Genomic DNA, 22,718 nt, shown 5'->3' with positions numbered 1-22,718 from the left:
AAACTCCTTACAAACCCGCGCTAAATGTCGCGCTGTGGGTTTCCATACCGCTTAACGTTGCCGGATAAACCACGTATTCCCCCTGATCCCATCCCGCCCGGATGGTTACCTTTTCAGATGTAATCACTTCAAACTGATAACGGCGGCATGTTCGCCCGTACTGGCGGATAATCTGGATAAGTAACTGCGTGTTGTCCGCGATCTGGCTGTCCGTGACACGAACCAGAATCACATCCCAGTCAATGTCTGGCTGACGTTCCCGCAGTTCCACATACCCAATACCCAGCCGTTCAAAGATATTGATAAACCCCTCTACCGAACCGGCATCACGCGCATTGATAAAGGCGAATGCCACGCGCCTGCGGAACAGGCTCAACGACTCCCCGTCAAAACGGGTAATATCGCGGTCATAAGCCAGCAGGTTCAGTAATGCCGGTGTGCAGGTCAGCGGATCAAACTGATTCATCGGCCAGGTTATCCAGCCGTAAACCTCCGCCCAGAATCGCCGCGCTGTATTCCGCAGCTTCTTCGACTCCCCCTGGTTCATCCAGGAGGGAAGCACCATTCCGGCCAGCTTTTTCATGAACTCATTCATTTTCAAGACTCACCACCAGTGATTTCAGACGCGGCACATTCAGCTCACTGGTAATGTCACCCAGTGAAAAAGCCAGCGAATCCGCCTGTGAAAAGGTTTTATGGATCTCGCGCCCCAGCTGGGAAAATGAGAAACGCGAATATGGCCACGTCTTTCTGACGTCAAAATCCGCATTCTCACGAAAAGCACAACGGATCAGGTTTTCAATCCCGTTTTTCAGGCTGTGCTGTTCATCGCCTGTCAGGTTGGCCAGATTTCTGACGTATACCGTCACGGCCAGATCGTGAAGGGTTTCCGGCATGGCGTAACACTGCATATCGTCGCCGTGGCCGTGATGCCCCTGCGTGTTGATGTAATCATTCACCGCATTCACAAACGGCGCGGAGGCTACCCCACTGTCCAGCAACAAATACGCGTTTGCGGTACCGGGTCCCCTCGGCGCGTCGTGCTCAAAGAAAATCCGGTCAATACTCAGCCCGACAACACCGGCAATCATTGAACGGTAAACCGCATCCGTGTGGTAATTGCCTACCAGATTGAACTGATTCCGGCAGCGTTCCCGCAGTTCATCATCACTTTCCTCATCAGCCCCTGGTACCGTCAGCCAGTTTTCCTCACTGACCACATGGCTGATGCCATCAACGGCCACCGGCAGAATGCGGTAATAACCCGGCGCAAGGTTGTATGCGCCGCCTGTGCCAGTTGCTTTTACCGGCAGCAACGCGCTGGTTGTACCTGAGGGGATCACCACATCTTCAGTGGTCGACAGCTCATACACCCGGCCGTTTATGCGTTCAGTCTGGATAACCGTTCCGGCCTTCACCGTCACCACCGCTCTGGCATCTTCTTTAAAGAACCTGATCACCCCCTGTGCAGCACTGGCGGGCTTTGCCGTGACGTTTACCGCCCAGGCCAGCAGACGCAACATGCTCCCACTGGCCGTGGCCACAAACATATTGGCCAGTACCGTGGACACCAGAACCTCTTTCAGCCACATCACCGGTGCAGTCACAATGGCCGTAATTAACCGCCAGAACGGTGACATGCGGGATGTGTTAGTGATCATGCCTTCCTCAGCCGCAATCGCATTAAAGCGATCCCGCACTTCAGATTCTGTCACCGGCATCCCGCTGGCCTTCACGACGTCCTCAAAATCAACCTGCGGTTTTTCTGTCATAAATCCACCTGCGCAGAAATGCCGCCAAAGTCATAGGTGCTGGCAGTTATCCATAAACGTTTCTGGCTTTCCTCACTGATTTCTACTGTTCCCGGAATAATCCGTTCATCATCTTCAATCAATAATTCCATACGGGTAAAAATATCCGCCCGCATTGTTGGGCTGCGTTCAGCAATCAGTTCCGTTGCCAGTCCGCTCTCAATAATGGCGTGAATAATGTCCTGCCCGATACTTTTACGGTTATTACACAGTTCAGGTTCATATCCGGTATTCAGAACAAAATCACCCTTCAGGATCAGCAAATCTATATAAAGTGGTTCATTCACGCATTTAGCTCCTGCCATTCCATTAACTGACCAGGGGACATCGCTTCTTTGGTATGAAAATGAACCTCCCCTATTTTTTTACTGTTATCAGTGACTGATTTAGAATTGCTACTGATTGTTTTATTTATCCCGCCCTTATCAATTCCTTTTAGCTCCCCACCCGTTGATAACGTATTTCCAGTTAATGGGGGTGAAGTTGTACTGGCCATTGATATATCCACACCTGGGATTTTATTCAGTTTCTCAACAATCCAGTTCCACGACTTCAGAAAACCGTTTTTAACGGACAGCCAGACATTATCAAACAACGAGACAATACCCGTGGCCAGACCGCTTAATGCCTGTGAAGGAGAAAACCCAGTCAGCATGGAAATAAAACTGTTCCATCCTTCGCTGATAAACTGCCAGGCTGAAGCAAACACTCCAGCCAGCCATTCCACTACCCTGGCGCATGCCTGAAATGCTGCGGTATCCATGACCGCGTTCTTAACTGTGTCCCAGTGTTTAATCAACAGCCAGCAACCGGCAGCAAGCAAGGCAACGGCACCAATCACCAGCAGGATCGGCCAACTCATCAGATTGATACCTATCCCGGCCATCATTGCCGCCATACGAACCGCCAGCAACGTACCGCGCAGAAATTTCAGCGTGGCATTCCAGGCAACAACGGCAATGTTTCCCAGCCAGACAGTGGCGGTGTAAATTTTCGTGACGGCCGTCAGCGCCCCCCAGATCCCGCGCAACCCCATCATGATGAATTTAGAGGCACCCATCACAATATTGGCGACAGCACCCACAGCCGCAAAGCTGAGCAAGGCCATTGCCGCATACCCGACAACACGCGCAATGTTGGGAAACAGCTGCATCCAGCGGGCAAAGGTCTGCCCCATATCGGCCAGGCGGTTCAGCACCGGATACAACACCGGGATCAGCGTCAGGCCGATTACGGTCTGGATAGCCTTCAGGATTGCGACAAAACGATCCCACGGCTTCACCATTTTCTGCGCCATTTCCTGTGTGCGCTTCAGGCCATCCGCACCGCCCAGTTCCGTGATATTGCGCTGAAGCAACGCCACATTACCGTACAGGTGTTTTACCACCGCCGAACTGTCACCAAATGCCGCATCCAGTTCAGCCTGGGCTTTCAGATTCCCTTCCAGGCTTTTGCCATACTTGCCCTGTAACTTGATCAGCATTTCGGGCATGGACAGCATTTTGCCAGTGGAATCCGTGAAGGACAGCCCCAGCTTTTTACCGCCCTCAATGGCTCCGGTCATGAAGCCTTCATAAGCGCTGCTGGCTTCCGTGCCCAGTGTCCGCTGAAGCTGTCCCAGCACGGCCAGTTGTTCATCCAGCCCCACTCCGTAGTTGGTACCCACGCCACGCGCCCCTTCCATCAAATCCTTGATAACGGCCATTTCCGTGCCAAAGGTTTTTCGCATGTACACCATTTTTCCGGCCAGCTGTTCAGCAAACTCAACCTTACCCAGCCGGTTGGCATCAGCGGAAAAGTTACCGAACATCTGCCCCATAAACTCAGCGGTTTCCGCGGCGGTGGATTTGAGCGCAAACGCCAGGGTATTGGCGACTTTCGTCACTTTCGGCAACTCATTCCCGGTCAGCCCGGCAATGGAAGCATTTATACTTTCCGTGGACTGGACGAACTCCACCGCGCTGGCACCATAGGTGGTACTGAAGCGCAGCGCATCACGCTGGACGGCTTTAAGCGCAGAGTCATCAACCCCTTTTGCAGCCGCATCATTCAGCGCGTCATACATTTCAATGGCGGGCATCAGCGCACCTTTAATGGCCATACCTGTACCCGCCAGCCCCAGAACGCCGCCACCAATCTGCATAAAGGCTTCTTTTGATTTCTCAGCAAAGCCCGTGACATTGCCCTGCGCCTGTTTTAACGGGCGGGACAATTTATCAATCAGGCTTAATGTAAAATCTAACTGTTTCATTCAGTGCCTTTAAATGCTTTAGCCACGCCATTAGCCACGGCTATTCCCGTATATTCCCAGTGACGGTTATCCAGCCATATAGCGGCGGCAATATCGTCAACGGAATCCTGACCATGTGGCAAATAATGACGACGGAGAATTAAATACTGTTCGAGTCCATTTCGTTCAATATCATGGACTCGCTTTGTCAGTTTTTTACTTCAATCTCCAGTTCCGGCGCGTAAATATCATTAACTTTACTGACCAGTTGCAACGCTGCACCCGGACGTTTTAATACGTCAATCAGTGCTTCTTTCGTTTCCGGGGTAACAATACGCATCAGATAATTATTTGCAGGTGCAACTTTATTATCCATTGCCATTTCATTAATCAGTTTATTGTAAGCAGTCTGATTAGGTTCAAAAACAATATCTGCACCACAAACACTCATTTTAATTTGTTCCATAAATAACACGCTCTCTTAAATTAATTTCATCAACTAACTGATTATGACGCGCCGCACACTGGCCATATATTTCAAGGTAAACAGTCAGCAGTTCCGCTGCATCTTTACCTGTTGCCCCGTTCAGGCGCGGCAGCTGCGTGGCGCATCGTGTTTTCAGGTTTTCCTGATAACGCACGTTCGGTACCGGCGACGGCGCTGTTGTACATGCTGACAAACTCATCAGACAGGCACCTGTTAGTAAAAACCGGCTTAAGCACTTCCGTGCGGATCTCTCGCGGTTGCGCATTTCTTAGCGCCTCCAGTTTATCTTCCAGCGCCCTGGCAGAATCACTGGCAATGCCCTGCATAACCTTTCGCGATTCATTACCAGCCACCTGCGCCGCCGTGTTGATTGCCAGCTCCAGGCTGTCGCGCCGCCAGTCAGCAGTCAGCCAGCCCCAGACAAACGCCAGCGCCACCACAACCAGCCACTGCGCGTGACTCATCAGCGCACCCCGTTATGTTCCAGGCTGAAATGATTACCATCCGGTCTGGATTTGAAGCGCCCGCCCCAGCTTCCGCCCAACGATTCCCAGTATTCACCCAGCGGCAGATAGTCTTCTGTACGGGTCTGGTACTGACCATTCACAAACAGATTAAAATCCACGGCCAGACGCTGGGTGTGCAGACTGTTCGAAATACCGCTGCCCTTCTTCGCGTTCAGCGCCGCCTGTTCCGGGGTGCGGTACGCTTCACCAAACGTCAGCCGGTAGCCATGTTCTTCCGCCCAGTGGATCAGGTTGGCCACCATGACGGTAAACAGTTGCTGCTTTTCACTCAGGGTCATTTGTCACGCTCCCGTTCTTCTTTCCCGCTGCACGTCTGCGCAGCCACATTTCAACAGCCTGATAACCGGCAATACCCAGCGCAGCCCCCAGCCCCTGAATAGCCAGCGGGCTGGCCTCCGGGATTTGAATCAGCGCCGCACCAGCGATGACTGAAACAAAACTGCCCAGAATCACACGGCTGATAAACAGGCGCGGTGTAATGGGATCATCACTGGCCAGCACCTTCGCAACAGCAATTAGCGCCCCCATAATCAGCAGTGAATAAAGGCTCTTTTCATGTTCCTGCATTCCGGCTTCCTTATCCGATCAGGTTTTCCGTGGCTTCCGATTCCAGATACGGTACGCCGTTGATGTTGACGAACTTCGGACTGGTCACGAAGTATTTGATTTTGTGCGTTGCCACACCGCCACCCTTTGGATCGATATCCAGCAGATTACTTAACTGGAGTTTGTTGCCGAACGATTCCACTTTCATTTCTTCGTTGCCCGCTTTGGCATAAAAAAGAAAATCCAGCGGCGGAATACCACGCCACGAACCTGCGGCACGGGCTTTGGCCGTCAGTACACCCAGCACTTTGGAACTGACTTCAATTTCTCCCTCTGCGGCCACATCGCCATCAACATGGCCATCCGGCACACCACGGGTCTGGGCGGCGGCGCTGTTATCCGTGATATCGAGTGTGATTTTCTCGATGTGGATCAGATCGCCGTCAAGATAGGTATCAAACGACATACCCGAAATACGTTTACTCATGCAGCGCCCTCCAGACTGGCATCCAGTAACAGACTGATGGTGATTTGCAGCGGAACTTCCCAGGTGCGTACCACCAGATAAATATCCACCGTCTTTTTGTTCTTCCAGACAATGGTTACATCACCCTCCTGCGGCGGCTTCACTTCCCCCGGAAATGACACGCCATTGATACTGGCCGCCGTGGACATTTCACGCAGTGGACGTGCAAACAGAGTCTGGTGTGCAGCAATACTGCCCGGTGTGCTGTTCAGTGAACGATCCGCAATTTTACTGATAGCCAGCAGACGTACACGACGCGCTGCTTTATCGGCAACACGCAGGGTTTCAATCGACTGGTAATCGCCGCCTTCCACATCCAGCGTTCGCCCGTCAGCCCAGTAAAAACCGTCATAATCCGGGTACCACATCGGCACACTAAAGCGCTGTGCTTCCAGTGCCTTAAGCGTGGCCAGCTCCAGTACCGCCCCGGTACCATCAACCGGCATTTCATCACTACCCAGATTCAGCAGTGCCCCGGTTTTCACTCGGGCAGGACTGTCTGCGATAGTCACGGCACGACTGCACAGACGGCCAGCCAGCACACCCGGCTCATCTCCCCACAAACGCGGGACCAGCTGCACCGCCTTCTCTGCAATACCGTCCTGAATGGCAGACACACGGGTCAGGTAATCCGCCTGGGCTTCTTCGTCCTGCATTCCCTGCACAGCCAGGATGAACCACACCCAGCGCCCATATTTGGAAATCAGCGTGGATCGTAACGTCGCCGCCTGATTTACCTGGGTTTTGGCCGTCACATCACTGGACAGCACCACCCCTTCCACCGAACACACCACCTGCGCGGCCAGAACCGCTTTCACCCAGGCATCGTCCTCAGCATCTGCGGGCAGCACATGAATAAATGCCCACCAGTTCTGACCGGCATTTGCCAGTGCCGCCAGAACATCGCTTTTCAGCGGGCTTTCCCCTTCGCCCAGCAGTGCATCAAAATCACTCTGGGCATTCACCGCCAGCGTTTTCCCCACATTTTTGGTACCCGTACCGATAAACAGCAGCGTGCGTTCCACTTCATTGGTTTCACCCAGCAGCTGGTTTACCTGGTTTACGGTCACGTTTGGCCAGGTCATGCTTTCCCCTTAATATCCTGCGCCTTAACATCCCAGCCAAAGCCGATGGCCTGAAGCTGACGCGCCAGCGCGTTATCAAATTCATCGTCACTCATGCCCAGAAAAACACGGGCAGGAAGATCCACTGTCCAGCTGGTTTTGACCGCCTTACCGCTGAGTTTTCGAATCAGTAGCCCCGCCCGGCTGTATGGCATCGTTTGGGTTAACTCGCCCAGCGTGGGCTTTTTCCAGCGTTTACCGGTGCGCACCCGGTACCCCAGCGCCCGCAGTTTTTTGGCCTGGGCCGGCGTGGCCATTTTTCCGGTCTCCGCCTTCCGTGGCTGGCTGCGACGGCTGACACTGACACGCATCCCGTTTTGTTGCGCATACCCGACTGTCCCGGCCGGTACCGGCGTTTCCCCGTTCCGGTAGCCTCCCCCCTGCAAATAAATCCGCACCGCCTGAATCTCTGGCATTTCGCGGATATGCAGCAGTTTTGGCAGGTTCCGCAGCATCTTCCCTTTGCGCTTCGTTTTACGCCCCGGCCACTTCTGGCCATCCGGTGCTTCCTGATTGCGGACATGCCGTTTTGCGGCGGCAATCACGCCATATTTGGCCAGCCTCCAGATAAGACGCTGGCGCTTTTTGGGTGGCAGCTCCATGCTGGCCAGTGATTTACGCAACTCTGCCAGCTGTTTTTGATTCAGCTCGCCACCGGCAATCATTCGTTACCACCTACCGGCGCACCGGTTTCATCCACGCCATAAATATTGGCGGTGATCGCTATCCAAACTTCAGGGTTAACCAGCGACCAACGTTTCCCCTGCCACGGGATCGCCCCGTTTTCGTCCTCCCTGATCACAAGTTCTTCCGCCATTGGTACCGTCAGCACAATGGTGGCGGTTTCCTCATCCTCCACTGACACATCCCAGTCCGGTTCAGCTTCAGTCAGGCCGACTTCATCCAGTAATTCCCTGTCAGCCTCATCCAGCCACGCGGCCAGCAGCGACATAAGCAACTGTGGCGGACACAGGCGGTACGGGAAACGCTGCCAGCTGATTACCGCGTCATAGCGAATCACCGCCTGGCGGTACTGTCCCAGCCCGTAATCCTTCGCGGCGGGGATGAACTTCATTTCATCCAGCACACTGTCAAATGACTGCATGGCGCGCGGCGGCACGTTTTGCTGAAAAAATGCGGTCAGGCTCTCAAGCTGTGTCTGGCTCATACTTTTTTCACCGTTGCCCGTTTAAGCCCCTTCATGCGACGGATAACTACTGAAGCCTCAGCCAGTAACCCGGCGCGGGTTTCCATACTCTCCTGCCCCGGATGGGTTTCACGTCGCCCGACAGTGGCGAACTCCCCCAGTAAATCCGCTTTCGCCCTGGCAAATACCGCTTTCATGTACTGGGCACACAGGCTGTTAATCCCTCCCATGCTGACACCCGGAACATCTGCCGCCAGCGTGTGGCCTTTTGCTTTCCAGCTGGCCTCCACGTTTTCCAGCTCGGCATTCACCTCCGCGACTGCGGCCAGCAGCGCCTGACTGATGGTGTCCGCGTCGATATCGGCTGGCAGTGACCGCTGCGCCTGAAAGTCCTTCAGATTCAGATCCGGCCAGAACCCGTTATTCGTCAGCGGTTCATCCTGATAATCCAGCGGTTTTCCGCTAAACATAATTCCCCCGAAAAAGGCGGACTGACCGGTTTCCACGGCACAGTGACACACGGAGTGTTCTGCCCTCCACCGCGTCCGCCTGGCTTGCGGTAGTCTTTACCCCTGCGTCAGTTTTCGGATACGGGCGGCAATCGTCTGCCGTGCCGTTTTGACGCTGATTTTTAAATAGTATTTTTCTGCGGTGGCCAGCAACCGATCGGCTTTCTCCAGCGTTTCGATATCATCCACACTCGCTGCCGTTGTCTGGCCATCTTCGCCGCGCAGCAGCTCCAGCCCGGCAAACTTGAACCACTTGGCCGTGACCTGTTCATGCAGCCGCCAGGTACTGGCGACACGCTCAAATGTGCGGGAGAAATACGGTTCAACACTTTCCCCGCGCCCTGATGTTTCCTGCGCCCAGGCCAGCATCGTATCGGCCACGAACGTGGGAAAATTACTGCGCAACCGATCCGGGGTTGCCTGCTGCTGGCTGATTGCAATGTCAGCCCAGTCCAGCGCCTTATCCAGATCGCCCACGTCAAACAGCCAGATAACACACCAGGCAAATACCGGGTTGGCGTACACCTGCCCGCTTTCCAGATACGCTTCCACAGTCGGTGTCCAGCGCGGCAGCAACACATCCCGCTTAAACTCAACACGATCCGCGATTGTCGGCAGGTTACGGCAATGTTCCACATCCGCTTCCAGCGCCTTAATCAGCAGATGCATGCTTTCCGTGGTTTCCAGTGCCTGGCTGCGTTTCAGCTTTTGTTCCATCGCAATGCGCTGGCTGTGACGCTGCGCGGGAGAAAGTGCCATTTATCAGCCCTCTGCTGGTTCGGAAACCTTGCCGATGGTCACGGCGGATTCATCAATGGCCGCATACAGCTCCGGCACTTCAACCGCATAGCCTTCATTACGCAGGTATTTGTTTTCGAACTGCTTACGGTCTTCAACAAATTCCGCCTTACGCATGCGGGTGTTGCGCTGGGTGTAGATATGCAGATTAGAAAGCGGCGTGACGACCATACGTTTACCCGGCATAAACGGCGGGATAACAGCAGGACGGCCAGCAATGGTGCTGCCCAGCATCTGCGCCGCGATTTTTTCAGTCGGGCGATCTGCGGCCTGATACAGTCGGTATTGTTCAGCAGCAACCAGATCAGCACCGACCAGAACCACCAGACGCGGGTCATTGCGGAACTGTGCCGGGATCTTGGCGTTAATCAGGTCTGAAGCCATTGCATCCAGTGATTTGTAATCCCCGGCTTCATCCAGCACGACCGGATCGGTCATAATCTGATTACCACCCAGCAGCGTTTTCATACGCTCATGCCAGCCGATGTTGACATCTTCGCCGTTCGGGTTATCCGTTGGATTCGTCGTTTTTGCGCGACTCTTACCGTTAAAACCAATACGCAGCATATCCAGCGCAAAAGCCTGTGTGGTAAACGCCTGAACCAGGTTGTAAAACTCGTTTTCGTCCTTACCGGCATTTGCCCAGACCGAAAGCAGATCCCAGCGCAGTGCGGCGCAGCTGTCCGTTTCAACCAGTGAGTAGTCATTGCCGTCCACGCCAACCTGACGAACAAAGCGGCCATTTTCACTGCGGCCGGTATGCAGCACTGAGGAACCGACAGAAATCACCTGGCCACTCAGTTGGTCAACGTCCAGACAGGTAATCATGTTCAGGAACTCCACGGACTCCAGCAGCGCCAGACGCAGCGCATTTTCCTGCGGGTCATTCAGGGAAAAATAACGACTGGTATCACGTGCGCCAAACTGCTGCGCCATACCACTCGAATATTTATCCAGTAAATCCCGTGCACGGTTATTAAGGTGCATAAAACTCCCTCGCGATTAAGCGATAATAAAAATGTTTTGTACTAATTAACGTCAGAACGTATTACAGGAAATTAAATTTACCCGCTTTTTCTGAAATCTTACGCCCCGGTGTACGGGTGGATTTATTACCCAGATCGTTAAAACGTTTAACGATATCCTTTGCATTATCACGAATAGCCGCAAATTCTTCGGTATCGACCACTTCCGCAATGGTATCCACATCACCCTGAACATCATTGAGCTGATTTTCAATTTTGGCTACACGGCCTTCCAGTTCGTTTACCGCGTTGGCCAGCGCCTGTAACTTATCATCACCCTGCGCGGTATCATCAGGCGGCGTTTCATCTTCAAACTTCGGTTTAATACCAAACAATTTTTGCCAGTTCTTCATTCGTATTTCCTGTTTAATTTTTCCATCACGGGAAATCACACAACTGTAATATCCCTGCTTAGATAATTTTTTGCGCCGACTACTAAAGCGCAGCCGTGTGGTGCCAACACTGGCGGGAGTATCTGTAACCGCCAGCCCCTTGAGGTATGTACGCCCACTACCGCGCCAGTTTTCTTCCGGTTCAATCGAGAAGAACAGGAGCTGATCTTCATGGTTGGCGAATATTAATCGCATATTCGGGCAAAGGCTGACGTAAAGCCGCGCCAGTCCGTCCTCACCATCATGCCAGGTGGCTTCCAGTACCTCCCCAAAATTACCGCAATCATCCTCGTGTTCTGGCCAGATTAAAGCGACATAGTGGTTATAGTCATAGGTTTCCCCCATATCGATAATCCACTGGCGTTTAATATCCCTGCCGTCAACGGTATCCCCTTCGGTAGCAACACACAGCCAGTCAGTTTTTAAATGCGACATATCCCCCCTGATTTATTCACCGACGCTGCAAATCAATTATTGCCAAATAAAACCACCACCGCATCACGCTTTATTCTGAACAGTTCGGTTATCACGTATTACCGAACAGACGCGAATTAACACCACCGTTTTTTCATAACAGCCACGGCATAATTATCCGCATGGCTAAATACTCAGAAGAACTAAAAGGCGTTGTCCGCGCACTTTATTTGCGCCGCTATACGCCAAAAGAAATTGCATCAGAATTAAATCTGCCGAATGCGCGGATCGTTTACTACTGGGCTGAGAAATACAGCTGGGCGGATTTACTCAGCTTTGAAAGTACAGAGGAGGCAATCGAACGCCGCTACCAGCTGCTGGCCAGCCGCGATAATAAAACCGATCTCGACCTGAAAGAAATGGACATGCTGATTGCCCATGCCACAAAGCTGCGTGCTCAAAGCAATAAGCATAAAGAAAAAATGGCCAGCGGCCAGAGTAATGGTCAGGCAGCTGCGCGGGACAGCAACAGCGATGAACCGCGCCCCAAGCGCAAAAACAGAAAAAACGATATTTCATCTCTGACCCAGGCGGATTTTGACACCTGGGCGGAAGAACATCTTTTTGAATACCAGAAACACTTGCGCAGGAATATTGGCCAGCAGGTCAGGAATATCCTGAAAAGCCGCCAGATCGGTGCCACCTGGTACTTTGCATTTGAAGCCTTTGAAAACGCGGTCATGACAGGCGATCCGCAAATCTTCCTGTCAGCCTCCAAAGTCCAGGCAGAATACTTCCGGTCTTACATCGTCAACATTGCAGAGCAGTATTTTGGCATCACGCTGACCGGCAACCCGATCCGCCTCAGCAATGGCGCTGAACTGCGTTTTCTCTCAACCAACAAAAACACAGCACAGTCCTACAGTGGCCACCTGTACTGTGACGAATATTTCTGGGTGCCTAACTTCGCCAGACTTAACGAAGTGGCCAGCGCAATGGCCACCCATGACAAATGGCGCACCACCTACTTTTCAACGCCATCGGCCAAAACACACCAGGCTTACCCGTTCTGGACGGGTGAGGAATGGAAACAGGGCAGCAAAAAACGCGCGGCCGCCCAGTTCCCGTCCTTTGATGAAATGCGCAACGGCGGACGGCTTTGCCCGGATGGTCAGTGGCGCTATGTCATCACGATGGAGGATGCCATTGCGGGCGGCTTCAACCTGGCCAACATCGAGAAGCTGCGCAACCGCTATAACACCGCCACCTTCAACATGCTCTATATGTGCGTGTTCGTGGACAGCAAGGATTCCGTATTCAGCTTTTCTGACCTGGAAGCCTGCGGTGTGGAGGTGGACACCTGGCAGGATCACAACCCGGACGCTGCGCGGCCATTTGGTGACAGGCCAGTATGGGGAGGCTTTGACCCGGCACGTAGCGGCGATTTGTCGTGTTTTGTGATTATTGCCCCGCCGATGTACGCCGCAGAGAAATTCCGCGTTCTGAAGGTCATTAACTGGAAGGGCATGAACTTCCGCTATCAGGCCAGGCAGATCGAACTCCTGTTTAAAAAATACAATTTCACCTATCTGGGAGTGGACGTTACCGGTATTGGCCAGGGTGTTTTTGACAACATCCAGCATTTTGCCATGCGCGTGGCCGTCGCCATTCGTTACGACATGAACACGAAAAATCAGCTGGTACTGAAAGCGGCGGACGTGGTGGAAAGTCAGCGTATTGAATGGGACAAGAACCTGAAAGAGATCCCTGCCAGCTTTATGGCTGTACGCCGCACCACCACGCAAAGCGGTAACGCTATGACATTTGTCGCTGACCGCAGCCAGGACACTGGCCACGCGGAGGCGTTCTGGGCCATCACCCACGCCCTGCATAACGAACCACTCAACTACGAAAACAAACCGAAATCCCGCTGGGGTGTAAGGAAAGAGGCTGCATGAGTAAAAAAAACCGCTTCGTTAAGCGCAACCTGCGCGGCGATAAGTCCAAAAAAATGAGCATCATCACATTCGGCAAACCAGAACCCGTGCTGACCACCGGCACGGATTACCGCGACATCTGGTACGACAATGCCGCCGATCACTTTACCCAGCCGATTGACCGGCTGGCACTGGCACAGCTCATCAACCTGAACGGTCAGCACGGTGGCATCATCCACGCCCGGAAAAATATGATTGTGTCTGATTATCTGGGCGGTGGCCTGACTTACGACCAGCTGGAAGCCGCAGCGTTTGACTATACAACCTTCGGGGATATTGCGATTGGCAAAATCCGCAACGGATGGGGGGATGTGATTGCCCTGGAACCTTTACCCGGCCTGTATATTCGCCGCCGTAAAGTCAGGGATAACGCAACAGATCAGCCCGGCGATTATGTGGTGTTGCAGGATGGTGAACCGCAGGTATGGCCGCAGGAAGATATCATTTTTATCAAGATGTACGACCCGCAGCAGCATATCTACGGGCTGCCAGACTATATCGGTGGCGTACACTCGGCATTGCTTAACAGTGAAGCCGTGATTTTCCGCCGCCGCTACTACCACAACGGCGCTCATACTGGCGGCATTCTCTATACACGCGATCCCAGCATGACGGATGAAATGGAAGAAGAAATTGAACAGCAGCTGCGTGACAGCAAAGGTATTGGCAACTTCTCCACTATTCTGGTGAACATTCCTGGCGGAGATGGGGACGCGATCAAGTTCATTGAAATGGGTGATATCTCTGCAAAAGATGAATTTGCCAACATCAAAAACATCAGTGCGCAGGACATTCTCAACGCGCACCGCTTTCCGGCAGGGCTGGCCGGAATTGTCCCGCAGAACACCGCTGGTCTGGGGGATGTTGAAAAGGCGGAAAGGATTTACAAGAAAAGCGAGATAGCGCCTATTCAGCGCCGGTTTATGACTGCCGTGAACAACGATCCCGAAATACCAGAACGCCTGCACCTTAACTTTGATTTAAGTTACACAGAATCAACGGATAAGGATGCGGCATGAGGCGAAAAAGGCTAAAATCCAGGCATCATTTAACAGCTGGAGCATGGAATATGCGAGTTCTGAAAATCGAATGCCCGGAATGCGGCTCAAAGGCTGTTATTCGTAAAACAAACCGGAAGCACCGGCAGATTGCGGATATTTACTGCGCCTGTTCAGATGTTGAGTGTGGCCATACGTTTGTGATGAATCTGACGTTCTCCCACACTCTCAGCCCCAGCGCGAAAACGGGTGATGCGATGGTGCAGAAAATACTGAATGCACTTTCACCCGATCAGCGTCAAATGGCATTAGACCTACTGAAAGCGACTCCCGCCGCCTGATAAGCCCCCTTCCAGGGGGTTTTTAGCTTCTGTTCTGACCATCTCCCGCATTTCTCCAGCAATCTCACCAATCCAGGCCAAAGCGATTGTTTTTTCTCTCTGGTTACTTTCGTACACATGGGCAATTTTGGCCAATAACTCAATGCGCTCCAGCTGTGCCGACGCTTCCAAAAGATCCATTTAGCCCCCACAAACAATATATTACTGTATATACATACAGTACACCGTAAAGCACAAATTGTGAAATGTATTTTCCTGCCATCTACTGACAAATGAACGTGTTACACAGATTTATACCGCTACAACCACCCCGGCCACAGCTCGTGCATTGGCTCGCTTCGTGTCTCTTGCAACCGGCCATTACGGTAAATCAATGCCACCTGGCCAAATCTCAAACCACTACCCCGCATGAGAATGGCTATTTCATCGTCAGAACCATCAAAACCCCGGCTGCGCAATTCCAGTTTTAACCGTCTGCGGGTTCCACCCTCCGTACAGTTATTGACAGAACTCCAAGGGGCGGCGTTGCCGCCAGAAAAACCCGCCTCCGCTGGCGCTTCGGCCAACTTTGCTACCTTCTGCCACTTCACCAGGCGCGTACATACCGCTGAATCTGGAACCAATGGAGAATAGACACCCTGAACGCGCTGCACGTCCTCTGCGTATTCATTACCCTGCTCAGTGATTTCATAAGCCAGACGAACAACCAGATCACGGCGGGCAACCAGTGCGCCACCCTGCGCCTGGGTATATGCCGCCCAGTCCCCAACATCCGCAGCAGCCAGAACCGCATCCATTCTGCAGTCAGTCAGTAACTTATCACGTAAACGGCGCAGCTCGCGCCAGACTGTCACCGGCGCACCACCAATCTGCTGAAACTGGCGAATGCGCCAGCGTGAAGCCCATGCAGAAACGGATTTGGCCATATCCCGCAGACTTTCCCCTGTTTCATCGTCCTGCTCACCATCCAGCGCAAATCCATCAATGTTTTTGGATATGTATTTGGCGATATAACCCGTAGCCGAACCTTTAGCGGGATCGATGGCTTCAACATGGAAACGTGCTTTTAGCGCGTTTGGCGTTTGCAGTTCTTCGGAGTCGGTAATTCTGGCGTGATAGCAAAGAATATCGCGCACGGTATCCACGTCACTAGGACGCATAAAAAGCAGCATATGCCAGTGCGGTGTCCCATCGTGGTGAGGCTCTACCACACGAAAACCAAAAACATGGATTCCTGCACGGGAAATGGCTGCGCGGGCTTTCGCCCATACACCACATAAGTAGCGCTGGGTGTCCTGCGGGGTGCAGCCATCCCACTGTGAAACAAAGCCCCCCTTGCTGTGTACCGCATGGAATCGCGATGGCGCGGTGATGGTGTAAAACTCACCGGCCAGCCCTTCTTCATTGGCCATATCTTCAAATCCTCTCATTCTTACCATTAGCTCACAGCGACGGATCGCCGGATTTGCAACGCTGCGGTGCACCATGCTGTCCAGTGCAATACGCAGCCCTTCATCATTCAGCAGGTCAAACTTTTTGAAGAACTCAAGGTTCCGCTTTTTCTGGTCCATCCATTCGCCCAGGGTTTTACGGGACACATAAGCGCTGGCCGCTTTCTGTACTTGCCCCACTGCAATGGCCATATGCTCACGCTGCATATCCCGCGCCCGCTTAAGACGCAGATACCACCATTCTGGTGCCATCATGCGGAGGATCCCGGATTCAGCCTTACGCGTTTCCAGTTGCCCGCCATTAGCTTCATGTTCAGCCCAGTACGGCGGTTGATTGTTCAGCATCAGGGAACACGTGCATAAATGGCGGTAAGACTCCAGCGTACGGCGGCGCAGCTCTGCGGCATCGTCAGTGCTGCCCACAAACTGATCGGTAAAGTCATACAGTGACTGGGAGATCCAGCCAGATATCTGGCCAGCCAGTTTTTTGAGTTCCGGGCGGTCAAGTGACGGCAGTCGCTCCAGCGACTTACCGAAAGGAAGATCAAGTGCATCAGCGGCCAGTTTGTAACGTGCAGCCACTTTGCGCAGACGTGGCAATACATTCCCGCCGATAGTTTTGCGCAGGAATGTATTGGCTCGGCGACGCCCGTCACGACCAGCCAGCAGCTTTTCGTAACGGTTGCCGAAATACCCGGCTAACCAGTCGGGTATCTCATGCAGGTACTGGGAACGCCATTCATAATCCTGTGGGTTCACAGCCCACAGGCGACGTTCTGTGATCGTCGCATCTGACGGGGTACCAGGCGCAAAGGTTTCACGCCGCCAGGCATTGACGGCGTGGTGTTGGCTAGGTTCCAGCATATCAATCACGGTTAACCCACTTTAACCGAGTTATCACTGCCATACGGCACCGCCTTTACTGCAAATAGCTGCGGCTTCTTCGCGGATTAACTCAACGATTTCCGTTGCGCTTAATCCTTCATTGGCTGCATGGGTGGCCAGCTTATCCAGACGGGTGGAACACAGATCAGCAGCGGCGGCTTTACCTTCCTGAGTAGCTTTGGTGAGCATGGCCAGCAGGTCGGTGCCTGATTTTGTTGCGGGTAGTTCCTGACGTGTCATGTGCATTTTGGTTTCCGTAAGGCAAAAGAATCCCCGACCACCTAAGTTGTGGCCAAAAAATTCAGGTTGTTAATTAGTGAAAAGCGGGTTGTACAGTGACGGCGGAATGGTTCGGTGCTGGAATAAGGTGCAGCTCGTAAGTTGTCCGCCACCACTCCTGGATCAGTGCTTTAATTTCGCCAACACCCAACGCGCCGGCCGTGTAGAAAATTGCGCGGATTCCGGCCAGCGCTTCAATCTGTGCTTCTTTGCTTTCAGCCTCGCGGTACACGCAGCACCAGAAAGCGGCATTGACTGCCAGCCAGTGACGCGGATTAGTCATGTGCTCAGTGTCATTAAAGAAGAATGGATGCAACGCAATGCGACCATTTTTACTGGTGCTTTTCTCTGCAAATGCTAAAGCGTAGTTATGCGGGACTCCCCACGCAGCCAACTCTGCCCCCAACGATTTACCCTCGACGGAAATAATGGTCATTAGTGATTCCCCTGCTGCTGCAACTTATGGACGATGTGAGGCGCGATAATCATCTGCGGCCCCTGATTGTTATTGATTGGATAAACCTGCTTTATCGGACGGTTAGCGGTACTTTTAGAAAAATCACTGTCACGTAACGACCCGAATCCGTTCATCGTCAAACGCGCGCGGGAAATGCCGCAACGCAGCTGAATCATTGCCCGGTAATCCAGACGTTCAAACAGTTCCCGCCAGCAGCATTTGCTTAAATGGGCTTTGAATACAGTCATGCCAGAGTTAACAGCAGCAGCATGGAGAACCACCCCGCGCCACTCCGGTGTTAATTTGTCCCACCAGTCAGCGGCCTCGCTGCTGGTATTGAAGTATTTGCGGCGAATCTTTTTAAGCTGATCCAGTCCGCGCTGTTGCTGTTCCTGATTAATTGCCATAACAACCCCCTATAGCCCCATCAGGCGACGCCACCACGGACGGCGCGGTAGCTGACCATTAAATTTGTACATGTGGCCAGGATTCCAGCGCTGACCATTAGGCAGTTCTATCCATCCTGTTGAACCACTTGGCCGTTGCATGGCCGGTGATTCATTTTTCAGATAAGAGACAAACGCTTTCATTGTTTCCCCCTCAACGTAACAGTATGATTGCCGGGATATTTAGCCATGCCCGGCGCATGGGCATGCGATCGATTACCGGAGGATCTGGCAAGACAACCCGGTTCAATATTCAACCGCACATAGGAGCTACAAAAATGGCCGACGATGACGACAACAAATTTCATCGACTTCACAAACCCGCACCTGCGCCAATGAAAGATCAAAGCGATAAAGGTGAGAAAAAACAGGAATAAACGACTATGAGTGACCAGCCAGCCTCTGACCTGAAATTTCAGGCCACCTACTGCTATTACCTTGAAGTGATGACCGAAACATTCAACCGGCGCACTGATAACCTCATGAATTTTTTGCTTATCCTTACTGGAGGACTTACTAGCGTCGGCGTTCAGTTCGGCTGGCTGTGCGGTATTCTCGCTGTCATTTTTTCTGCCTACCGGGTGGCATATAAACCTGCCGATAAAGCAGCCTGTGCTGATGCCCAAAAAAAGCGATACTCCCGATTGCTTAGTGATATCCATGCAGCAAGTGAGGCTGAAATCGCCAGACGTCTGGATGAACTCGAAGAATTCGACAGTAACGCTCCGACCTCCCTCTACAACCCCGCAAGAAACAGAGCTTCTATCGAACTTCGCCGCGACATTGAACCGCTGACGAAGTTTGAAAAACTCATGGCTTTGCTGGCGGGTGGTATTCCTAAGTAATTGCATAACAATTTCTTCTATGGTCACGGCGCTGTTATAGCGCCTTGTTCACATCAGACCGGTGGCGTTAGCCGTCACCAGATCCACCGCTGCGGCCAGGACAGGCGCAGACTGGATACGGCTTTCAACGGTATAAGCCAGCACGGATAAACTACGGATTGCATCGCGAGCGCGATCCAGAATTTGTGTACGGCGGGCCGCGGTCATATGACCAGAAGATACGGCTTCCCCAGCAATTGCTCCCACACTGGCTGTGGCACTCAGTGCGCACAACTGCATGTTGCCTTCTGTGGCATTGTTCACCGGTACAGATGGAAGGCAGTTAATCTGCCCCAGCATCCCATCCAGTAAACGCGCATCTTCGGTGTAATCCGTAATTGCTAAAAGCTCGTCACAGGTTAAACGGTGCGGCTGTGCTGGATTCAACTTGTTGCGCAGGATCTGCGGCCTCATACCAACGGCAGCGGCTACATCTTCCAGATTGTGTTCGATTGCAAATGCTCGGCAAGCCGCATCAAAGTGAGCATGTTTAGAGGTCTGGTAATCAAACATTGTTTGCCTCTCCCTAATCCGTAGGATGGATTACGCGTTAAGCGAGATATTGCATTCGCTTAATGCTTGCACCGTTAGCGCAGCCATGTTGATTTCAACACGAGCACGAGGCTTGTCACCTTTGCCACGGATAGGCAGACGGCCATCACGCACCATATCGCGGGCAGTGCCCATAGGCGTTCCAGTGATGCGGCAATACTCATCGATCGGGAGATAAGGGGTAGGTATGGTGATTGTAATATTAGGACGCATAAGGCAAACTCCTTAGTTCATGTTGGCTCGGCAAAGCTCAACAAATTTCATCAAAACTAAATTTAGGAGAATGCTATCTAGCTTTATGTGAAGTGTCAATGCTCACTTAGCTTTTTGCTAGGCAGCCTTTTACGATGGCAAGATTCCGAATCAATCCAGACTCAGACAGTGCTCCAGTTCTAGACAGGATTCTTGAGGCCTATGGGTTTACTCAAAAACTCCAATTAGCAGAGCACCTAGGGATAGCTTCAAGTTCAATGTCTAACCGCTACAAACGCGGCGGTCTTCCTGCTGACATTATGGTGAAATGTATGGCTGAAACAGGCGTCAGTCTAGAATGGCTAGCAACTGGACAAGGGAAGAAATTCGAAAACGATGAAATAGATATTATGAAAATGCCTAGACAAAAACTAGTCGATGGTCAGCTTTATGGTGCCGGGCAAGTGATGTTCGATAAGGTATTTTTCCGCGCAGGATTACCGCTGCCCGCAGATCCAGTTTGTGTTCAGGATGAGAAAGCGCAGTACATTCTTGACCAAACATTCGCTGAGGTTTTTGATGGTGAGTGGCTTGTTAGTATTGAAGGAAAAATCAGTATCAGAACGCTTACACGCATACCTGTAAAGAAAGTACGTGTAAGCGGTATCGGTATGGCTTTTGATTGCGGATTAGATGATATACAAATTATCGCGCGTGTTGTGCTAGTTATCACAGAAGGAAACTAACAATGAGCACCACAAAAAGAACCGTCTCAAATGATAATGATACCTCAGTTACAAAACCCAAAACATGTTTTGTCATTATGCCCATTGCAGATCATCCTGATTATGAAACAGGACATTTTGACAGGGTTTATGAATATCTTATTAAACCGGCTTGCATAAAAGCTGGTTATGAGCCTCGCCGCGCTGATGACAACAAAGCCTCAAATATGATCATGTTTGACATTCTTAAGAAAATAATGGAATGCGATATGGCTATATGTGACCTCAGCTCAAAAAATGCAAATGTCTTTTACGAGCTTGGCTTAAGGCAAGCCTTCAACAAGAAAACCATTTTAATTACTGATGGTAGAGAAAATGCCCCATTTGATATTGCAGCATTCCGTTACGTCAGATACTCGGCGTCTCTAAGAATTGATACCGTTATTAATGACACAAGCGCCATTATTGAGATGCTGGAGGAAACAGAAAATGCGCCAGAAGATGATGTAAACTCAATTGTTAAATTATTGAAAATCCAACCAGCACATGTAGAAAAACTGCAACTAAGCCAGCAAGAATCCGTCTTTTTTGAGATGTTTAAATCTGTAGATAATAAACTAAACATTCTCTCCAATTCAGTTAATCATCTCAACAAAAAGAATGGCGTATCATCAATGTATCGAGCTCTTAGCTCATTTGGGGAAAACAAAATAACACTACAAGACGTAATGAAACATGATGCAAAAAACATCCACAATCATGTTTATAGAAATTGGGATGGCGTTATTGGCAGATATCTAGGTACAAATGAATCAGGCGATATGGTATTCAAAAACGGTGACAAACAATTCACTTACCCTAATATTGACTTAAGCTGGGAAAATATTTTTATAGCCTAATAACTATGTCAATTCGCAAACAAACGAATGGAAAATGGCTTCTGGACTTTTACCCGGAGGGAAAACCCCAAGGTAAAGCTAATAAACGTATTCGTAAGACATTCTCCACTAAAGGTGAGGCTTTAGCTTACCAAAGCCATATTATGGAAAACGTCCATGTAAAACCTTGGCTGGATGGAAAAGAAGATCGCCGTAAGTTACGTGACCTAGTAAACCATTGGTTCGATGAACATGGTGTAACCTTAGATGACGGCGAAAAAAGGAAAGCAGCAATGGAATTTGCCTGTGAAAGCATGGGCGAACCTCTCGCTCATGAATTTAACGCAACGATGTTTTCCATTTATCGAAAAAAGCGTCTTTCAGGTGAGATAGTACGTACAGCGCGAGTAAAAAAAGTTTCACCACGAACTATGAATCTAGAGTTAGCTTATTTCAGGGCGGTATTTAATGAATTGAAACGACTTGGTCATTGGAAACTTGATAACCCACTATCCGAACTCAGACCGTTTAAATCTGAAGAAGCAGAGCTGGCTTATCTTGAAGAAGACGAAATTTCTCGTTTATTAGATGAGTGCAAAAAAAGCAGAAATGAAAGTGTGTACTGGGTGGCCTGCACATGCCTAGCAACAGGTGCTCGATGGGATGAAGCAGAATCTCTAACCACGAAGCAAATTCGAAATTTGAAAATAAGTTTTTTCAAAACTAAGGGGAATCGTAATAGAACTGTCCCCATCAGCAAAGTATTCTTTGAATCTCTTCCCAAACCTGAAAAAGCTGGACGTTTCTTTAAGCCATGTTACTCAGCATTCAGGAAGGCCGTAGAGCGGGCTAATTTGGATTTGCCGATTGGTCAACTTTCCCATGTATTACGTCACACTTTCGCATCACATTTTATGATGAACGGTGGAAACATTCTTGTCCTCCAGCGCATTCTTGGACATACCGACATAAAGATGACAATGCGCTATGCCCATTTTTCACCAAACCACCTTGAAGATGCTACAAAATTAAATCCTTTGAGAGCAATATATGTTAACTCTGACTAAAAAAAATCGCTTAATTTCCGTACTTTTAAT

At 51.1% G+C, this 22,718-nt stretch carries 33 protein-coding genes; 7 read left to right on the top strand and 26 right to left on the bottom strand.

Features of this window, described 5'->3' with window-relative positions; all coding sequences use genetic code 11:
* Window positions 1–7: 7 nt before the first annotated feature.
* From NNN64_RS12125 to NNN64_RS12045, 18 genes are all read right to left on the bottom strand, one after another.
* The gene (locus NNN64_RS12125; protein ID WP_271441543.1) at window positions 8–595 is read right to left on the bottom strand and encodes a phage tail protein; all 588 of its coding nucleotides are present in this window, start codon (window positions 593–595) and stop codon (window positions 8–10) included.
* Entirely contained in the window at window positions 588–1,772 is a 1,185-nt protein-coding gene (locus NNN64_RS12120) for a baseplate J/gp47 family protein (protein WP_271441542.1), read from the bottom strand. The genes NNN64_RS12125 and NNN64_RS12120 overlap by 8 nt, the downstream gene beginning before the upstream one ends.
* Window positions 1,769–2,098, bottom strand: coding sequence for a DUF2590 family protein (locus NNN64_RS12115; RefSeq protein ID WP_024232403.1), 330 nt, complete (start codon window positions 2,096–2,098; stop codon window positions 1,769–1,771). The genes NNN64_RS12120 and NNN64_RS12115 overlap by 4 nt, the downstream gene beginning before the upstream one ends.
* Window positions 2,095–4,062 (bottom strand): phage tail tape measure protein, encoded by a 1,968-nt coding sequence (locus tag NNN64_RS12110; protein WP_271441541.1) that lies wholly within the window; start codon window positions 4,060–4,062, stop codon window positions 2,095–2,097. The genes NNN64_RS12115 and NNN64_RS12110 overlap by 4 nt, the downstream gene beginning before the upstream one ends.
* Window positions 4,059–4,202 (bottom strand): DUF6890 family protein, encoded by a 144-nt coding sequence (locus tag NNN64_RS23355; protein ID WP_370922079.1) that lies wholly within the window; start codon window positions 4,200–4,202, stop codon window positions 4,059–4,061. Before NNN64_RS23355 ends, NNN64_RS12110 begins: the two co-directional genes overlap by 4 nt.
* A gap of 47 nt (window positions 4,203–4,249) precedes the next feature.
* Window positions 4,250–4,507 carry a putative phage tail assembly chaperone gene (locus NNN64_RS12105; RefSeq protein WP_271441540.1) on the bottom strand — a complete coding sequence of 86 codons (258 nt, stop codon included), beginning with the start codon at window positions 4,505–4,507 and terminating at the stop codon, window positions 4,250–4,252.
* Entirely contained in the window at window positions 4,494–4,682 is a 189-nt protein-coding gene (locus NNN64_RS12100; RefSeq protein WP_024137079.1) for a hypothetical protein, read from the bottom strand. Before NNN64_RS12100 ends, NNN64_RS12105 begins: the two co-directional genes overlap by 14 nt.
* The gene (locus tag NNN64_RS12095; protein ID WP_048225929.1) at window positions 4,612–4,992 is read right to left on the bottom strand and encodes a hypothetical protein; all 381 of its coding nucleotides are present in this window, start codon (window positions 4,990–4,992) and stop codon (window positions 4,612–4,614) included. Before NNN64_RS12095 ends, NNN64_RS12100 begins: the two co-directional genes overlap by 71 nt.
* The gene (locus NNN64_RS12090) at window positions 4,992–5,333 is read right to left on the bottom strand and encodes a M15 family metallopeptidase (protein WP_200103719.1); all 342 of its coding nucleotides are present in this window, start codon (window positions 5,331–5,333) and stop codon (window positions 4,992–4,994) included. The genes NNN64_RS12095 and NNN64_RS12090 overlap by 1 nt, the downstream gene beginning before the upstream one ends.
* The gene (locus NNN64_RS12085) at window positions 5,320–5,622 is read right to left on the bottom strand and encodes a phage holin family protein (protein ID WP_001155240.1); all 303 of its coding nucleotides are present in this window, start codon (window positions 5,620–5,622) and stop codon (window positions 5,320–5,322) included. Before NNN64_RS12085 ends, NNN64_RS12090 begins: the two co-directional genes overlap by 14 nt.
* A 10-nt stretch (window positions 5,623–5,632) precedes the next feature.
* The gene (locus NNN64_RS12080) at window positions 5,633–6,088 is read right to left on the bottom strand and encodes a phage protein (RefSeq protein WP_271441539.1); all 456 of its coding nucleotides are present in this window, start codon (window positions 6,086–6,088) and stop codon (window positions 5,633–5,635) included.
* Window positions 6,085–7,212 (bottom strand): DUF2586 domain-containing protein, encoded by a 1,128-nt coding sequence (locus NNN64_RS12075; RefSeq protein ID WP_271441538.1) that lies wholly within the window; start codon window positions 7,210–7,212, stop codon window positions 6,085–6,087. The genes NNN64_RS12080 and NNN64_RS12075 overlap by 4 nt, the downstream gene beginning before the upstream one ends.
* Window positions 7,209–7,916, bottom strand: coding sequence for a hypothetical protein (locus NNN64_RS12070; protein WP_271441537.1), 708 nt, complete (start codon window positions 7,914–7,916; stop codon window positions 7,209–7,211). Before NNN64_RS12070 ends, NNN64_RS12075 begins: the two co-directional genes overlap by 4 nt.
* The gene (locus NNN64_RS12065) at window positions 7,913–8,419 is read right to left on the bottom strand and encodes a phage tail protein (RefSeq protein ID WP_021293728.1); all 507 of its coding nucleotides are present in this window, start codon (window positions 8,417–8,419) and stop codon (window positions 7,913–7,915) included. Before NNN64_RS12065 ends, NNN64_RS12070 begins: the two co-directional genes overlap by 4 nt.
* Complete coding sequence (locus NNN64_RS12060) at window positions 8,416–8,868, bottom strand: head completion/stabilization protein (RefSeq protein WP_271441536.1); 453 nt, start codon at window positions 8,866–8,868, stop codon at window positions 8,416–8,418. The genes NNN64_RS12065 and NNN64_RS12060 overlap by 4 nt, the downstream gene beginning before the upstream one ends.
* A 96-nt stretch (window positions 8,869–8,964) precedes the next feature.
* Complete coding sequence (gene gpM, locus NNN64_RS12055; protein WP_271441535.1) at window positions 8,965–9,666, bottom strand: phage terminase small subunit; 702 nt, start codon at window positions 9,664–9,666, stop codon at window positions 8,965–8,967.
* A gap of 3 nt (window positions 9,667–9,669) precedes the next feature.
* Window positions 9,670–10,692 (bottom strand): phage major capsid protein, P2 family, encoded by a 1,023-nt coding sequence (locus NNN64_RS12050; protein ID WP_003838043.1) that lies wholly within the window; start codon window positions 10,690–10,692, stop codon window positions 9,670–9,672.
* 61 nt (window positions 10,693–10,753) lie between these two features.
* The gene (locus NNN64_RS12045) at window positions 10,754–11,557 is read right to left on the bottom strand and encodes a GPO family capsid scaffolding protein (RefSeq protein WP_001738719.1); all 804 of its coding nucleotides are present in this window, start codon (window positions 11,555–11,557) and stop codon (window positions 10,754–10,756) included.
* 161 nt (window positions 11,558–11,718) lie between these two features.
* Between NNN64_RS12045 and NNN64_RS12040 the strand changes: the two genes are divergently transcribed.
* From NNN64_RS12040 to NNN64_RS12030, 3 genes are read left to right on the top strand one after another with little or no spacing between them, the layout of a single operon-like run.
* On the top strand, window positions 11,719–13,494 hold the full coding sequence (locus NNN64_RS12040; RefSeq protein WP_003838038.1) for a terminase large subunit domain-containing protein: 1,776 nt from the start codon (window positions 11,719–11,721) through the stop codon (window positions 13,492–13,494).
* Window positions 13,491–14,552, top strand: a complete 1,062-nt coding sequence (locus NNN64_RS12035; protein WP_204528897.1) for a phage portal protein — start codon at window positions 13,491–13,493, stop codon at window positions 14,550–14,552. The genes NNN64_RS12040 and NNN64_RS12035 overlap by 4 nt, the downstream gene beginning before the upstream one ends.
* The gene (locus NNN64_RS12030; protein WP_012602735.1) at window positions 14,549–14,872 is read left to right on the top strand and encodes an ogr/Delta-like zinc finger family protein; all 324 of its coding nucleotides are present in this window, start codon (window positions 14,549–14,551) and stop codon (window positions 14,870–14,872) included. Before NNN64_RS12035 ends, NNN64_RS12030 begins: the two co-directional genes overlap by 4 nt.
* On the opposite strand, the gene NNN64_RS12025 is transcribed toward NNN64_RS12030, so the two are convergent.
* The 6 genes from NNN64_RS12025 to NNN64_RS12000 all read right to left on the bottom strand — a co-directional run bounded on the left by NNN64_RS12025 (window position 14,846) and on the right by NNN64_RS12000 (window position 18,534).
* On the bottom strand, window positions 14,846–15,052 hold the full coding sequence (locus NNN64_RS12025; protein WP_271441534.1) for a hypothetical protein: 207 nt from the start codon (window positions 15,050–15,052) through the stop codon (window positions 14,846–14,848). The genes NNN64_RS12030 and NNN64_RS12025 overlap by 27 nt on opposite strands.
* Window positions 15,053–15,171: 119 nt before the next feature.
* The gene (locus tag NNN64_RS12020) at window positions 15,172–17,187 is read right to left on the bottom strand and encodes a replication endonuclease (protein WP_271441565.1); all 2,016 of its coding nucleotides are present in this window, start codon (window positions 17,185–17,187) and stop codon (window positions 15,172–15,174) included.
* A gap of 33 nt (window positions 17,188–17,220) precedes the next feature.
* Window positions 17,221–17,454, bottom strand: coding sequence for a DUF2732 family protein (locus tag NNN64_RS12015; protein WP_160519146.1), 234 nt, complete (start codon window positions 17,452–17,454; stop codon window positions 17,221–17,223).
* A 67-nt stretch (window positions 17,455–17,521) separates the two neighbouring features.
* Window positions 17,522–17,923, bottom strand: coding sequence for a hypothetical protein (locus NNN64_RS12010; RefSeq protein WP_271441533.1), 402 nt, complete (start codon window positions 17,921–17,923; stop codon window positions 17,522–17,524).
* Window positions 17,923–18,351: a hypothetical protein gene (locus NNN64_RS12005; protein ID WP_271441532.1), complete on the bottom strand. Its 429-nt coding sequence runs from the start codon at window positions 18,349–18,351 to the stop codon at window positions 17,923–17,925. Before NNN64_RS12005 ends, NNN64_RS12010 begins: the two co-directional genes overlap by 1 nt.
* Before the next feature lie 9 nt (window positions 18,352–18,360).
* Window positions 18,361–18,534, bottom strand: a complete 174-nt coding sequence (locus tag NNN64_RS12000; protein WP_271441531.1) for a phage filamentation protein Fil family protein — start codon at window positions 18,532–18,534, stop codon at window positions 18,361–18,363.
* 239 nt (window positions 18,535–18,773) lie between these two features.
* Between NNN64_RS12000 and NNN64_RS11995 the strand changes: the two genes are divergently transcribed.
* On the top strand, window positions 18,774–19,235 hold the full coding sequence (locus NNN64_RS11995) for a hypothetical protein (RefSeq protein ID WP_044267947.1): 462 nt from the start codon (window positions 18,774–18,776) through the stop codon (window positions 19,233–19,235).
* Window positions 19,236–19,283: 48 nt separating this feature from the next.
* Here NNN64_RS11995 and NNN64_RS11990 read toward each other — a convergent pair whose 3' ends face one another.
* Together NNN64_RS11990 and NNN64_RS11985 are read right to left on the bottom strand one after the other, a co-directional pair.
* Window positions 19,284–19,787 carry a phage regulatory CII family protein gene (locus tag NNN64_RS11990; protein ID WP_094543288.1) on the bottom strand — a complete coding sequence of 168 codons (504 nt, stop codon included), beginning with the start codon at window positions 19,785–19,787 and terminating at the stop codon, window positions 19,284–19,286.
* Between the two features lie 30 nt (window positions 19,788–19,817).
* The gene (locus NNN64_RS11985; protein WP_001247710.1) at window positions 19,818–20,039 is read right to left on the bottom strand and encodes a hypothetical protein; all 222 of its coding nucleotides are present in this window, start codon (window positions 20,037–20,039) and stop codon (window positions 19,818–19,820) included.
* A gap of 134 nt (window positions 20,040–20,173) precedes the next feature.
* Between NNN64_RS11985 and NNN64_RS11980 the strand changes: the two genes are divergently transcribed.
* The 3 genes from NNN64_RS11980 to NNN64_RS11970 are packed head-to-tail and all read left to right on the top strand — an operon-like array spanning window position 20,174 to window position 22,688.
* Window positions 20,174–20,764, top strand: a complete 591-nt coding sequence (locus tag NNN64_RS11980) for a phage repressor protein CI (protein WP_233644183.1) — start codon at window positions 20,174–20,176, stop codon at window positions 20,762–20,764.
* 2 nt (window positions 20,765–20,766) lie between these two features.
* Complete coding sequence (locus NNN64_RS11975) at window positions 20,767–21,642, top strand: hypothetical protein (RefSeq protein ID WP_271441530.1); 876 nt, start codon at window positions 20,767–20,769, stop codon at window positions 21,640–21,642.
* Between the two features lie 5 nt (window positions 21,643–21,647).
* A complete protein-coding gene (locus NNN64_RS11970) occupies window positions 21,648–22,688 on the top strand; it encodes a phage integrase (protein WP_233644185.1) in 1,041 nt (346 codons plus the stop codon).
* The last annotated feature ends 30 nt before the right edge of the window (window positions 22,689–22,718 follow it).

The organism is Citrobacter sp. Igbk 14 (genome assembly GCF_028069825.1).
Classification (GTDB): Bacteria; Pseudomonadota; Gammaproteobacteria; order Enterobacterales; family Enterobacteriaceae; genus Citrobacter.
Note: the sequence above shows the minus strand (reverse complement) of the source record. Positions and strands in the feature narration are given on the sequence as shown.

What these genes read in the sequence shown, in the direction of transcription:
- NNN64_RS12070 (WP_271441537.1), bottom strand. Translation starts at nt 7,916, where the DNA reads ATGATTGCCGGTGGCGAGCTGAATCAAAAACAGCTGGCAGAGTTGCGT.
- NNN64_RS12000 (WP_271441531.1), bottom strand. Translation starts at nt 18,534, where the DNA reads ATGAAAGCGTTTGTCTCTTATCTGAAAAATGAATCACCGGCCATGCAA.
- NNN64_RS11995 (WP_044267947.1), top strand. Translation starts at nt 18,774, where the DNA reads ATGAGTGACCAGCCAGCCTCTGACCTGAAATTTCAGGCCACCTACTGC.
- NNN64_RS12035 (WP_204528897.1), top strand. Translation starts at nt 13,491, where the DNA reads ATGAGTAAAAAAAACCGCTTCGTTAAGCGCAACCTGCGCGGCGATAAG.
- NNN64_RS11980 (WP_233644183.1), top strand. Translation starts at nt 20,174, where the DNA reads ATGGCAAGATTCCGAATCAATCCAGACTCAGACAGTGCTCCAGTTCTA.
- NNN64_RS12065 (WP_021293728.1), bottom strand. Translation starts at nt 8,419, where the DNA reads ATGAGCCAGACACAGCTTGAGAGCCTGACCGCATTTTTTCAGCAAAAC.
- NNN64_RS12125 (WP_271441543.1), bottom strand. Translation starts at nt 595, where the DNA reads ATGAATGAGTTCATGAAAAAGCTGGCCGGAATGGTGCTTCCCTCCTGG.
- NNN64_RS12085 (WP_001155240.1), bottom strand. Translation starts at nt 5,622, where the DNA reads ATGCAGGAACATGAAAAGAGCCTTTATTCACTGCTGATTATGGGGGCG.
- NNN64_RS12090 (WP_200103719.1), bottom strand. Translation starts at nt 5,333, where the DNA reads ATGACCCTGAGTGAAAAGCAGCAACTGTTTACCGTCATGGTGGCCAAC.
- NNN64_RS12025 (WP_271441534.1), bottom strand. Translation starts at nt 15,052, where the DNA reads ATGGATCTTTTGGAAGCGTCGGCACAGCTGGAGCGCATTGAGTTATTG.
- NNN64_RS11990 (WP_094543288.1), bottom strand. Translation starts at nt 19,787, where the DNA reads ATGTTTGATTACCAGACCTCTAAACATGCTCACTTTGATGCGGCTTGC.
- NNN64_RS11985 (WP_001247710.1), bottom strand. Translation starts at nt 20,039, where the DNA reads ATGCGTCCTAATATTACAATCACCATACCTACCCCTTATCTCCCGATC.
- NNN64_RS12105 (WP_271441540.1), bottom strand. Translation starts at nt 4,507, where the DNA reads ATGGAACAAATTAAAATGAGTGTTTGTGGTGCAGATATTGTTTTTGAA.
- NNN64_RS12110 (WP_271441541.1), bottom strand. Translation starts at nt 4,062, where the DNA reads ATGAAACAGTTAGATTTTACATTAAGCCTGATTGATAAATTGTCCCGC.
- NNN64_RS12075 (WP_271441538.1), bottom strand. Translation starts at nt 7,212, where the DNA reads ATGACCTGGCCAAACGTGACCGTAAACCAGGTAAACCAGCTGCTGGGT.
- NNN64_RS12005 (WP_271441532.1), bottom strand. Translation starts at nt 18,351, where the DNA reads ATGGCAATTAATCAGGAACAGCAACAGCGCGGACTGGATCAGCTTAAA.
- NNN64_RS12120 (WP_271441542.1), bottom strand. Translation starts at nt 1,772, where the DNA reads ATGACAGAAAAACCGCAGGTTGATTTTGAGGACGTCGTGAAGGCCAGC.
- NNN64_RS11970 (WP_233644185.1), top strand. Translation starts at nt 21,648, where the DNA reads ATGTCAATTCGCAAACAAACGAATGGAAAATGGCTTCTGGACTTTTAC.
- gpM (WP_271441535.1), bottom strand. Translation starts at nt 9,666, where the DNA reads ATGGCACTTTCTCCCGCGCAGCGTCACAGCCAGCGCATTGCGATGGAA.
- NNN64_RS12095 (WP_048225929.1), bottom strand. Translation starts at nt 4,992, where the DNA reads ATGAGTCACGCGCAGTGGCTGGTTGTGGTGGCGCTGGCGTTTGTCTGG.
- NNN64_RS12080 (WP_271441539.1), bottom strand. Translation starts at nt 6,088, where the DNA reads ATGAGTAAACGTATTTCGGGTATGTCGTTTGATACCTATCTTGACGGC.
- NNN64_RS12050 (WP_003838043.1), bottom strand. Translation starts at nt 10,692, where the DNA reads ATGCACCTTAATAACCGTGCACGGGATTTACTGGATAAATATTCGAGT.
- NNN64_RS12010 (WP_271441533.1), bottom strand. Translation starts at nt 17,923, where the DNA reads ATGACCATTATTTCCGTCGAGGGTAAATCGTTGGGGGCAGAGTTGGCT.
- NNN64_RS12060 (WP_271441536.1), bottom strand. Translation starts at nt 8,868, where the DNA reads ATGTTTAGCGGAAAACCGCTGGATTATCAGGATGAACCGCTGACGAAT.
- NNN64_RS12030 (WP_012602735.1), top strand. Translation starts at nt 14,549, where the DNA reads ATGAGGCGAAAAAGGCTAAAATCCAGGCATCATTTAACAGCTGGAGCA.
- NNN64_RS12020 (WP_271441565.1), bottom strand. Translation starts at nt 17,187, where the DNA reads ATGCTGGAACCTAGCCAACACCACGCCGTCAATGCCTGGCGGCGTGAA.
- NNN64_RS12045 (WP_001738719.1), bottom strand. Translation starts at nt 11,557, where the DNA reads ATGTCGCATTTAAAAACTGACTGGCTGTGTGTTGCTACCGAAGGGGAT.
- NNN64_RS12015 (WP_160519146.1), bottom strand. Translation starts at nt 17,454, where the DNA reads ATGCACATGACACGTCAGGAACTACCCGCAACAAAATCAGGCACCGAC.
- NNN64_RS12040 (WP_003838038.1), top strand. Translation starts at nt 11,719, where the DNA reads ATGGCTAAATACTCAGAAGAACTAAAAGGCGTTGTCCGCGCACTTTAT.
- NNN64_RS11975 (WP_271441530.1), top strand. Translation starts at nt 20,767, where the DNA reads ATGAGCACCACAAAAAGAACCGTCTCAAATGATAATGATACCTCAGTT.